The sequence below is a fragment of the Nonomuraea sp. SYSU D8015 genome (assembly GCF_008065375.1).
Lineage (GTDB): Bacteria > Actinomycetota > Actinomycetes > Streptosporangiales > Streptosporangiaceae > Nonomuraea.
On record NZ_VJYI01000041.1, the window covers coordinates 14,631 to 26,715 of the forward strand.

Genomic DNA, 12,085 nt, shown 5'->3' on the forward strand with positions numbered 1-12,085 from the left:
CCATGAAGATCGCTCTCGACCCGTACATGCTGCGCCGCACGCCGCTGCTGGAGCTTCCCGGCATCGTCGCCGAGCTCGGCTACGAGTACATCGAGCTGTCGCCGCGCGAGGACTTCCTGCCCTTCTTCCTGCACCCGAGGGCTGACCGCGACACCGTCGCCGCCTTCAGGTCCGCCCTCGACGCCGCCGGCGTCAAGCTCGCCTCCGTGCTGCCGCTCTATCGCTGGGCAGGCCCGGACGAGGAGGAGCGCCAGGCGGCCGTGCGCTACTGGAAGCGGGCCATCGAGATCGCCGTCGAGCTCGGCTGCAACGTCATGAACTCGGAGTTCAACGGCCGTCCCGAGCAGGCGTCCCGCAGCGAGGCCATGTTCTGGCGGTCGATGGAGGAGCTGCTGCCCGTCTTCGAACGCGAGGGAGTGGAGCTGCGCCTCGAGCCGCACCCCGACGACTTCGTCGAGGACGGCAAGACCGCCGTGGACATGGTCCGCGGCATCAACTCCCCGCTGGTCTCGTTCCTCTACTGCGCGCCGCACACCTTCCACCAGGGCGGCAACATGACCGAGATCATGGAGTACGCGGGCGGCCTGCTCACTCACCTGCACGTGGCCGACTCCTTCGACCACCGCGCCTCCTCCGGCCTGCGTTACATCGTCAACCCGCCGGGCTCGACCGCCCGCGTCCACCAGCACCTGAACATCGGCCAGGGCGAGGTCGACTGGGACGAGTTCTTCCGCACCCTCGGCCGCCTCCGCTTCGACGGCATCATGACCGCGTGCGTCTTCGCCTGGGAGGACAAGGCCCGCGAGTCGAATCTGTTCATGCTCCAGGAAATGACCAAGCGGACCGCTTCATGGTGACCTCGCGATAGTGAACGGTGTCTATGGAGGTGCGCACAGATTAGGCGAGCGTCGCCTCGGTCACAAGAGTGAGAGGAGGAATCCGCCGCGCCGGCGGGCTCGATGGCACGATCCAAGACCGCTTCAACCTGGGAAAATGACGATTCGAGGTCGATGTCCGGCCATGTAACGCATGGGTAACGGCTTCTTGTCGATCCTCTAACTGCGGCCTAATCTCCAGGAGACCGGTTTCTATCCGGCTCCCCCTTCTCGCTGGAGATCGATCTGCCATGCCCGCACGGCACGCCTTACGCGGTCTGCTCGCCGCGATCCTGCTGCTCTCCTTCCTCGCCGCGCCGCCCGCCGCGGCCCGTTCCCTGCCCGCGGGACAGGTGGACGTGATCACGTTCGGCGACGCGGCGTCCGAGAGCGCGCACGCGCTGAAGGGCGAGTTCACCTCGGCCGTCGACGGCGCGCTGGGGGAGCGGGCCAGGGTGGCCCATCCCACCAGCCCGCCCGGCGTCAAGGGCGGGGAACTGCGGTTCAGGATGGCCGTCGACCCGGTCGCCCAGAACTACTTCACGCTCAAGTTCTGGGGCGGCGACGCCTCGCCGTACAAGACGATCGCGTACGTCAACGGCGAGCAGATCGGCTACCGGCGCTCGGGCGACTACGAGGCGATCAACATCGGGTCGAGCAGGCCGCTGCCCGGCCGCTTCCACTACAACACGATCATGCTGCCGCTCGAGCACACGCGGGGGCAGCAGGTCGTGGAGATGACGGTCAGGACGTACGACGGCGGCTTCGCCCAGCCGGTGACCGCCGACTCGCGCGGCTACTACCGGGCCTACACGCACACCACGGCCCACCTGGACGTCTCCGGCGAGAAACAGGGATCGGTCACTCCCGACACCACGCCCGCGGCGGGGCCGTCCGAGGCCGAGAGGCAGGCGGTGATCGACCGCTACCGGCAGAGCCAGATCGCCCTGTTCAACCAGTACAGCGCCCAGCTCGACGCGTCGGCCGGGGCCAAGCTGTCGATCGTCCGCTACCAGGACGACCTGCGCTTCTACGCCTCCGCCCTGCTGGAGCCGTGGTCGCCGGCGAACACGCCCGCGCTCAGGAAGGCCGCCCTGGAGCGGATCTTCAAGGTCGTCGACAACCACGTGAAGGACTACTACGCCAACACGCGCCTGCTGCTGCGCGGCGGCCATCAGGGCGACTGGGGCGGCTACTACGGAGCCCTGGGCGAGGCGCTGTACATCGTCGAGAACCTGATCCCCGAGGTCTACGGCGCGCAGGCGTTCCAGGAGTTCCTGGACAGGCCGTTCGCGACCGGCACCCAGGACGGCCCGACGTCGCTGAAGGGCGCGGACTGGGACGGCGGCGAGCTGTCCCGGCGCGAGGCGTGGGAGCGGGTGCTGAAGGCCAACTTCGACTTCGCCCGGTCACGCCTGTCCTACATCTACAACCAGGTGATGTACACCTACGAGGGCGCGTGGGAGGCGCACGAGGGCCTGCGGGTGATCGGGTCGCGCTTCTACGAGGGCAAGGCGAGGAGCCACCGGATCCTGCTGGAGGCGCTCGGCGTGGAGCCCTTCCTCGGCGAGGAGGTGCTGGTGGGGCCGGACGGCCGCGACCTGGACCTCTACCACTCGCTCTTCTACCACGACCAGACCGCCCGCTTCACCGACGACTACGTCCAGATCGTCGGCAAGGGCCTGGCCAGGTCGAAGCTCGACGCGGCCGGGAGGCCGGTGCGTCGCCTGCCCTACGGCGAGCACTACACCGGCATCACCAAAGCGGGCTTGACCAGGGAGAACACCTTCGTCGCCAACTACGGCGAGGCCACCAACTACCTGCCCGAGTGGTTCTTCCGCACCTGGGGCCACGAGGGCGACGAGCGGCTCAACGACGAGATACTCAAGCTCGCGCTGAAGAACCTGCACGCCCGCGGCTACACGCGCTACACCGACACCGACGACGCCGGCAAGCGCGTCGCCCGCGCGGAGATGGTCGTGGACGAGCGCAACACCGCCTACCCCGGCTGGCCCGCCTACGGGCTTCGCAACACCGAGGGCCGGGTCATGGAGTACGTCGCGCTGGAGAAGCACATGACCGAGCACGCCGGGCGCTACTCCGGCGAGGAGTGGGAGGAGTACCGGCGCTACGCGGCCGAGGCCGCCGGGTTCGTCCAGCAGCAGCTCGCCGACAACCAGTACTTCAACACGTTCTCCTCCGTCGAGGCCAAGCGCAAGTACGACCTGTGGCTGCCCGAGACGTACGCCTACCTGCGGGCGAGGCGCCCGGCCGGGCACGTGCTCCCGCAGACCGACTTCGCCGCCTACACACCCGCGGAGATCGCCGCGCTCGGCGTGGACCCGGCCCGCTACGAGCGGTTCGCGTTCGCGGACGTGGACAACATGTTCGTCTCCATGCGCGACGGCGACACCCGCATCTTCGGCTCGCTGTTCGAGCGGCAGCGCGGCGTCGCGGGGAACGGGCGGCTGCACGTCCTGCACCGGGACCACCACCAGATCGTGCAGCTCGCCACGGACACCCGGTTCACCTTCCGCGACTACAACCTGCGGATGGACAACATCGACGTCGACTTCATGGAGGACCAGCAGAAGGCCGACGGCGGCCTGCCGCAGGCCCTGGCCGGTGAGGTCCTGCCCGCCGCCCACCAGCCGGGCGTCGGCACCGTGCGGCGCGAGAACTACGAATTCGACACTCCCTACTCCGGGTACGCCGATTTCCTGACCGCCCGCTACGGGGGCTACGTCTTCGCGTTCAACACCACCCGGGACGCCTACGGGAACAAGCGGTCGTTCATCCTCGACGTGCCCGGCGACGCGGTGGACCTGGTCTCGGGCCGGAGAGTGGCCGCGGGCGCGGTGAGCGTGCCGCCCGAGACCGCCATGGTGCTGAAGCTGGGCGGCGCCGTCGCGGAGCGGCCCAGGCCGCACCACGTCGACTTCGTGCAGGCGTTGCGCGACCGCCACGGCGTCACGCTCACCTGGAAGCCGGCCGCCGGCGCGGAGTCGTACACCATCCGGCGGGACGGCCACGTGATCGCGACCGATGTCCGCGGCACGACCTTCAAAACCGGCAAGCAGGGCTCCTACACCGTGACCGGGGTGAACCGCCACGGCTCCGGCTGGGAGTCGCAGGCCGTCGAGCCGCCCGCCAAGCCGCTCGACCGCGTCGGCGAGGTCACCGGCCGCGTCACCACGACCGGCCGCCGCGTCGAGATCAGCGGCGGGAACGGCAAGGGCCTGGGCGAGGGCGACGACTACTACCTCGACAAACGCGACATCCAGGACACCCTGCTGTTCTCCGGCGAGGTGCTCACCGGCAGCGGGTCGATCAGTGCCAGGATCGACCGGGCGCAGGGCCCGGCGAGCGGGGTGATGCTGCGTGCCGACGCCCGCTACATCTACTTCGGCGCCGACGCCACCGGCAGGCTCGTGCTGCAGAACCGCACCCGCGACTCCCGCCACGACTGGCAGGACGACCGGCGCAGCCCGATCGACGCCGGCCTCCAGGGCTACACCGCCGTCGGCCACCCCTACGTCAGGCTCACGCGCGACGCCGACACACACGTCGTCCGGGCGTGGGCGAGCAAGGACGGCCGGGCCTGGTCGTACGTGGCGGAGCTGTTCACCCCGTTCCCCGAGGGCGTCCACGCGGGGGTGGCGGCCGCGACGGCGGCGACCTTCACCGACGTCGAGGTGGAGCGGCACCGCGAAGGCACCCTCTACGCCCGCGTGGAGCGGGTCAAGGACCAGGTGACGCTGCGGTGGAGCAAGCCGGACACCGCGACCCGGTTCACCGTGTACCGCAAGGATGGCGCAGGCTGGCGGCCGGTGCTGTCCGACGCGCTGACGTTCGCCTTCACCGACGAGCCGCTGCGCCACGGCACCCGCTTCTACCGGATCGCCGTCATCGGCGCCGACGGCACCGAGCGGCCGGCCTCGGGCCTGCTGATGGCCACCGCCGAGCCGCTCGCCACCGTGATCGCCGAGGCGGAGAAGCTCCCCGCGGCCGACTACACCAAGGGCAGCTACCACCTGCTGACCAGGGCGATCGCCGAGGCGAAGTCGGGCGGCGAGGAGGAGACTCTGATCAACCGGCTCTACGCCGCCGTCGAGGGGCTCGTCCCCGTGAGCGCGCTGCTGCGGAAGATCGCCCTCGAACCGTCCATGGTCGAGGCGTCCACGGTGCCGTGGGGCGGCGGCGGCACCAAGGCCGAGAACGGCTGGCGCGCCTTCGACGGCGACACCGCCACCTTCACCGACACGACCACCGCGGCCGGCTGGATCGACGTGCGTCCGGCGCAGCCGGTGGCGCTGGACGGGCTGCGCTACCACCCCCGCTCCACCCACGTCACCCGGCTCAACGGCGCCGTGCTCCAGGGCTCCGCCGACGGCGGCGCCACCTGGACCGCCCTGCACACGATCAGCGGGGTCGACGTCGCCCGCTGGTACGACGTCACGCTGCCGCGGACCGCGGCCTACCCGTGGCTGCGCCTCGCCTTCCCGTCGGGCAACGCCAACGTGGCCGAGCTCGACCTGCTGGCCATGGGGCTCGACCGCACCCTGCTCGACCTGCTCATCGAGGAGGCCGAGGCCATCGACCCCGGACAGCGCACCGAGGCGCTGAACGCCGCGCTGCAGCACGCCACGTCCGGCTTCACGACCCAGGAGGAGATCGACGCGGCGGCCGACCGGCTGCTCGCCGCGATGCCCCCGCAGCCCTGAGCCGACCGGATGCGGGCCCAGGTCGACGCCGGGGCCCAGCCGTGGAAGGAGATGATGCTCACGGTCTACTACCCGCTGCAGGGCCACACCAGCGTCGGCGAGAGCGTCCGCCGCGGGCTGGAGGTGCCCTTCATCGAGGCGTACAGCAAGAAGGCCGCCCCGGAAGGGGGCGGCCGCTCCTCTAGCCGTGCCAGATGCGCCGGTAGGCCTCGCGGTAGCCGCGCGGCTCCCACGAGGTGGAGCCGTCCACGTTCTCGGTCGTGGTCAGGTGCACCGGCGTGACGTAGCCGCTGGGAGGGCGGCCGGCGAACGCGCGGTTCAGCTCGTCGACGATCTGGGCGCCCTGCGCGTTCAACGGCTCGGGGACGGTCGCCTGCTGGAACTGCCGGTCGCGGATGCGCTGGAACGCCGACGGATCGCCGTCCCCGGCGCCGATGGAATACGGGGGCCCGCCGCCGTTCCGGCCGGCGGCACGCAGCGCCGGGGCGGCGTCGGCGAAGTAGACGTCGTTGATGGCGGCCGAGTACGTCCAGCGCTCGCCGAAGCGGGACAGCAGGGAGGAGACCACCACCGGCGTGAGGGTGCCGGTGTCCGGGAGCGGGATGTTCTCGTACGCGAGGAGCTTGACGCCCCGGCAGCTCAGCAGCGTCTTCTTGATCAGCTGGGACTTGTTCTCCGCGAAGGGGATCGAGGAGTCGGTGAAGATCACGACGCCGGCGTCGCCGTCCGACTTCGCGATGATCCAGTACGCGCTGATCCGCGCGACGTCCTCCACGCGGCTCGTGACGTTGGTGAAGAGCTTGGGGTTGGCGCTGGGGCCCGGTGACGTGGTCGCGTGCCAGCCGACGAGCGGGATGCCGGCGTCGTCGGCCTGTTTCACCTGCTGGGCCACGGTGCCCGGGTCGAACCCGCCGATGACGATCCCGGATGACCGGAGCGCGAGGGCCTGGCCGAAGGCCGACCGGATCCCGGCGGGCGTGCCCTGGCCGTCGATCACGCGGACGCGCCAGCCGATGGTCCGCGCCGCCTCCTGGACCCCTTTGGCCGTGCCGGCCACGCCGGGGTTGGTCATGCTGGAGGCGACGAAGGCGATGCTCTTTCCGGGAACGGCGCGGGGCCCGGTCGTGGGGCCGTCCCAGGGGGTGTCGACCGCTTCGGCCCGCGCGACCGCCCGCTTGGCCGCGTTCGCCATGTCGGGGCACGGGCTCGCCGCCCCGTCGCGGCCGGGGGCGCGGTCCGGCGCGGGGCCGCGGGTGCAGCCGCCGGCGAGCACGGCGGCCAGCGCGAGAGCGGTGGCACGACGCAGGAAGCGGTTCATGCCCGGCTCCCGCTGGTGGCGCTGGTGCGGCGGCGTGCCGAGTAGCCGGCCAGTCCGACCGCGATGAGCAGGGTGATCCCGTTGAACAGGGGCGTCACCCAGAAATACGCCCCGAGCTGGCTGAGGCCGGACAGCCCGATGGCGAGGACGGCGACGGCGACGACGGTGCCCCACGGGTTGGCCCGCCCGGGCTTGATCGTGGTGGATCCGAGCAGCGCGGCCACGAAGGCGGGCAGCAGGTGGTCGAGGCCGACGCTCGGGTTGCCGATCTGCTGCTGGGCGGCGAGCAGGATCCCGGCGAAGCCGGTCAGAAGGCCGGAGCCGGCGAAGGCGAGGACGACGTAGCGGCGGACGGGGATCCCGACCAGCTCGGCCGCCCGCGGGTTGGAGCCGATGACGTAGAGGTAGCGGCCGAGCGCGAGCCGCTCCAGCACGATCCACAGCACGGCCGCCAGGGCCAGGACGTAGAAGGCGGGGACCGGCAGGGTGAGGAGCCTCGAGTCGTACAGGTCGGTGAGGCCCGCGGGGAGGCCCTGCGGGCCGGGGAAGATCCGGGCGCCGCCGGTCACCCACCCCGTGACGGCGTACATGATGCTGCCGGTGCCGAGCGTCGCGATGAACGAGTCGATGCGCGCGTACTCCACCAGGAAACCGTTCACCACGCCGACCGCGATCCCGCCGGCGAGCACGGCCAGGCAGGCCTGCGGCCACGGCCATCCGGCGTTGACGATGAGGAGAAGCGTCATGACATGGCTCAGGCCGAGGCCGTAGCCGATCGACAGGTCGAAGTTCCCCGTGATGATGGGGATCATCGCGCCCTGCGCCAGAATCGCGGTGATCGCGTAGGCGGAGATGATCGCCGTGAAGTTGGCCATGGTCGGGAACGTGCCGGGCAAGGCCAGCGCGAACACCACGAACAGGACGAACCCCAGCCCCGGCAGCCCGTAGCTGCCCAGGAGACGGCCGGCGGAGATCCGCCGCCGGACGAGCTCCCTGATCAGCATCGATCCGCCCGGCGGGAGACAGGCGTGGCCGTGGCCGCGTGGGTGAGCGCCGCGACGGTGAGGCCGCCGCCGCTCAGCTCGGCGGTCACGGCTCCGCGTGCGAACACGAGCGCGCGGTCGCACATGTTCACGACTTCCTCGAAGTCGCCGGAGACGAGCAGGACGGCCAGCCCGGTCGCCAGGGCCTCGCCGAGCAGCCGGTGGATCTCGGACTTGGCGCCGACGTCCACTCCCGCGGTGGGCTCCTCGAGGATCAGCAGCCGGCGGCCGGCCCCGAGCCAGCGCCCGATCAGCACCTTCTGCTGGTTTCCTCCGGACAGGGCGGCGAACGGCGCCTCCGGGTCGGCCGGTCGGACCTGCAGGGCCGTGACGACGGCCGCCGTTTCGGCGCGCTCGCGCCCCGGCCCCGTCGCGCTCAGCGGCGAACGGCCGCGTGCCGCCGGGTTGGCCAGCAGGTTCTCCCGCACGCTCAGGTCCTGGGCGGCGGCCTCCTCCGCCCGGTTGCTCGGCAGGAGGCCGATGCCCGCGCCCACGGCGGCCGCGACCGAGGCCGGCCGGTACGGCCGCCCGGCGAGGACCACCCGGCCCGACAGGACGGGGGACGCGCCGGCCAGCGCGCGCCCGACGTCCACGTGCCCCGCCCCGGCGAGTCCCACGAGGCCGAGCATCTCGCCCCTGCGGAGGGCGAACCCGACCGGTCCCGCCTGCCCGGTACGCACGCCGGACAGGCGCAGGAGGACCTTCCCCGGCCTGCGGACGCGGCGCCGGTGGACCCTGGTCTCGCGGCCGACGATGTCGCGGACCAGGTCGGCGGGGCGGCGGCCGGCCAGCGGCCCCCGGCTGACGAGGCGTCCGTCGCGGAGGACGGCGACGCTGTCGGCGATCCGGTAGACCTCGTCGATCCGGTGGGTGACGTACAGGATCGCGTGGCCCCGATCGCGGAGCGTCCGCAGGACGTCGAAGAGGACGGCGCAGTCGGCGGCGGGCAGGGAGGCGGTGGGCTCGTCGAAGACGAGGATCCGCGCGTCCGTGGCCAGCGCGCGGGCGATGGCGACGAGCGAGCGCTCGGCACGCGTCAGGCGTGCGATCGGCGTGTCCGGGTCGAGGCGGCAGGCGACCGTATCCAGGGCGTCCGCGCCGCGGCGGCGTACGGCGCGCCAGGAGATGAGGCCGCCGCGCCGGGGGTATCCGGCGCCGAGGGCGATGTTCTCCGCGACGCTCATCCACTCGACGAGGCCGAGATCCTGGTGGATGAACGCCATGCCGCCGGTGGCCGCGTGACCGCCCAGGGGGGCGGCGGCCACGCTGATCTCTCCCTCGTCGGCGTGGTGGATCCCGGCCAAGATCTTGATCAGGGTGGACTTGCCGGCGCCGTTCGCGCCGAGCAGGGCGAGGATGCTGCCGCCGTGGAGGTCGAGGTCCACTCCGCGCAGCGCGTGGGTGCCGCCGAAGTGCTTGCGGAGGCCCCGGATCCGGACAAGCGGATCGGGGACGGTCGCTGATCCCGGTCCGGCCGGGTGGATGTCGTCGTGCACAGCTGTCTCCGCGGGACTCCGTCACCCGGCGCACGGGCTCGTGGAGCTCGCTCGATGTGATCGTATATGACCCGAGGTCACAGGCTCGGGGATCACCCCTGGTCGAGGTCGCGTGAGGACCAGGTTTTGACGATCTGCGACCGGGACGTGAAGTTCAGCTTGCGGAGGATGTTCTCGACGTGGCACTCCGCGGTGCGTTGCGAGATGACCAGGGCGTCGGCGATCTCCTTGTTGCTGAGGCCCTTGGCGACGCACTCGGCGATCTCCCGTTCCCTGCGGGTGAGGAGGGAGGCCATGTCGGACTCGGGCGGGCGGGCCTCCGGGCGCCGGCCGCGCCTCTCCTCCAGCGCGAAGGCGGCGGCCTGGTCGGGGGTGAGCTGCGCGCCGCGGTCGAAGGCCGCCGTGAACCGCTCTTCCCTGAGGTGTTCCCTGAGGGTGGCCGCGCACCGGTCGTGGGCGCCGGCCAGGTGCCCGACCCCGGACAGCGACGTGCCGATCGACCGCCAGACCCCGTGAGCGGCGCCCAGCATCTGGGCGGCCTGCTCGTACTGCTTGTCGTCGGCGAGGATCCAGGCCAGTCCCTCGACGCACTGGGCGAGGCCCAGATGGTCGTTGCAGCGCAGCTTCAGCCGCACGGCGTCCCGCATCATGGCCGCGGCGTCCCGGAGCGCGCCCTGCCGCCATCGGCCGAGGGCCGTGACCCACAGCGCGTAGGAGACCGACCACTCGGCGTTCGCCTCCCTGGCCGTCTCCAGCACCTCCTCGCAGAGCTCCGTGGAGCGTGGATCGTCCTTGAGCACGGCGGTCATGGCCAGTTGGAAGAGCACCACGAACACGTGCCCCCGATGGCCGAGGGCGCGACGCCGCACGAGGGCCTCCTCCAGGAGCGTGAAGGCCCGGTCGAAGTCTCCCGCCAGCAACGCGGCGAACCCCGTGATGTGGATCGTGCCGGCGAGCTGGGCCTCGTCGCCCAGCCGCGTCGCCAGCGTCCGGCACTCCTCCAGCAGCGGCTTGGCGGCCTCCTGGTCGCCCCGCAGCAGTACCAGCCACGCGTCGACCCACAGGGCCTTGGCCCGGACGGCCCCGGCGTCCGGCTCCAGCGCGAGCCCCCGCTCCAGCCAATGGTGGCCTTCGCTCGGGGAGCTCCACGAGAGCCGGTGGCTCCACATCGCGGCGGCGATCTCCAGCGCGGCCCAGGCCTCGCCGGGCTCGCTCAGGCAGAACTCCAGCGCGGCCCGCACATTGGCCTGCTCCTGGGACAGGCGGCCGAGCCACGTCATCTGGTGCTCGCCGAACCACTCCTCCTCCGCCCGCGCCGCCAGGCTCCGGCACCAGTCGCGGTGGCGCAGCCGAAGGTCCTTGGCGTGGCCGGAGGCGACGAGCCGGTCCCATCCGTAATGGCGGATCGTGTCCAGCATGTCGAAGCGCACGGCAGGGCCCTGCCCGCGGCGCTGCACGATCGACTTGCCGACCAGCCGCCCCAGCACGTCCAGCACGTGGTCCCAGGCCGCCTCCTCCCCGGAGCACACGTACTCGATCGCCTCCAGGCCGCAGCCGCCGGAGAAGACCGACAGGCGCTCCCACAGCACCCGCTCCTCGGGGGTGCACAGGTCGTAGCTCCAGTCCAGCAGCGCCCGCAGCGTCTTCTGCCGCGGCGGCGCGGTGGTCGGCCCGGTCGTCAGCAGCCGGAACCGGTCCTCGAGGCGGTCGACGATCTGCTGCACGGACAGCACCAGCACGCGCGCCGCCGCGAGCTCGATGGCCAGGGGGATGCCGTCCAGCCGCCGGCACAGCCGCGCAACGGCCGGGAAGTTGGCGTCGTCGACCTTGAACCCGGGCACGACCGACGAGGCCCGGTCCTCGAACAGCCGCACCGCCTCGTTCTGCAGGAGCCCCTCGCCGGACGGCTCGGCGTCCCCCGGCACCGTCAGCGGCGGCACCTCGAGGACCTGCTCCCCGGCGTTACGGAGCGGCTCCCGGCTGGTGGCCAGCATCCGCAGCCCGGGGGCGATGGCCAGCAGGTCGCCGGCGAGTGCGGCGCACTGGGGGAGCAGGTGCTCGCAGTTGTCCATCACCACCAGGAGACTCTTGTCCTCCAGGCATTCGGTGAGGACCTCCATGTCCGGCAGCGGGCATCCGAGGGTGCTGGAGACCTCGTTGATGAGAAGGTCCCCGGCCGTCAGCGGCGCCAGGTCGATGAACCAGACCCCGTCGGGGAACTCCCGGGACAGCTCCCCGGCGATCCGCTGCGCCAGCCGGGTCTTGCCCACCCCGCCCACGCCCACCAGGGTCAGCATCCGGCCGGTGGAGAGCAAGCGCTTGCCCTCGGCGAGTTCACGCCTGCGACCTATGAAGCTGGTGAGCTCAAGCGGCAGATTCCCCGTGCGCGTTCGCGCCGTCGCCCCCATAGCACCACACTCCACGGTCCTCGCCCTAGGTACCGCTACCCCCGGCGGGCAATGCCATGACAGGGCGGACGCAAACCCTGCCCTTGTGAGGCCCCTGCCCGCCACGCGCGGCTGAACACATGCCCACGCCCACGCACTCGGCCCTCCCCGGCGGCACCGGCTCCGCGCGTGCCGGAGAAGGCACGACAGCGCGGCTTCCCCAAGGGCCCTCCGGTCGACTA

General features: G+C 71.7%; 6 protein-coding genes. 2 read left to right on the top strand and 4 right to left on the bottom strand.

Translation table 11 applies throughout. The features are described 5' to 3' along the window. The first annotated feature begins 2 nt into the window (after nt 1-2). Both ID574_RS56810 and ID574_RS56815 read left to right on the top strand, forming a co-directional pair. Entirely contained in the window at nt 3-857 is an 855-nt protein-coding gene (locus ID574_RS56810) for a sugar phosphate isomerase/epimerase family protein (protein WP_188197409.1), read from the top strand. Nucleotides 858-1,126: 269 nt separating this feature from the next. Further along, complete coding sequence (locus ID574_RS56815; protein ID WP_188197410.1) at nt 1,127-5,599, top strand: fibronectin type III domain-containing protein; 4,473 nt, start codon at nt 1,127-1,129, stop codon at nt 5,597-5,599. A 181-nt stretch (nt 5,600-5,780) separates the two neighbouring features. On the opposite strand, the gene ID574_RS56820 is transcribed toward ID574_RS56815, so the two are convergent. From ID574_RS56820 to ID574_RS56835, 4 genes are all read right to left on the bottom strand, one after another. After that, nucleotides 5,781-6,917: a substrate-binding domain-containing protein gene (locus ID574_RS56820; RefSeq protein ID WP_188197411.1), complete on the bottom strand. Its 1,137-nt coding sequence runs from the start codon at nt 6,915-6,917 to the stop codon at nt 5,781-5,783. Continuing rightward, nucleotides 6,914-7,921, bottom strand: coding sequence for an ABC transporter permease (locus ID574_RS56825; RefSeq protein WP_188197412.1), 1,008 nt, complete (start codon nt 7,919-7,921; stop codon nt 6,914-6,916). Before ID574_RS56825 ends, ID574_RS56820 begins: the two co-directional genes overlap by 4 nt. Next, on the bottom strand, nt 7,915-9,456 hold the full coding sequence (locus tag ID574_RS56830) for a sugar ABC transporter ATP-binding protein (RefSeq protein WP_223168135.1): 1,542 nt from the start codon (nt 9,454-9,456) through the stop codon (nt 7,915-7,917). Before ID574_RS56830 ends, ID574_RS56825 begins: the two co-directional genes overlap by 7 nt. Before the next feature lie 92 nt (nt 9,457-9,548). Beyond that, nucleotides 9,549-11,771 (bottom strand): helix-turn-helix transcriptional regulator, encoded by a 2,223-nt coding sequence (locus ID574_RS56835; RefSeq protein WP_188197413.1) that lies wholly within the window; start codon nt 11,769-11,771, stop codon nt 9,549-9,551. Nucleotides 11,772-12,085 lie beyond the last annotated feature (314 nt).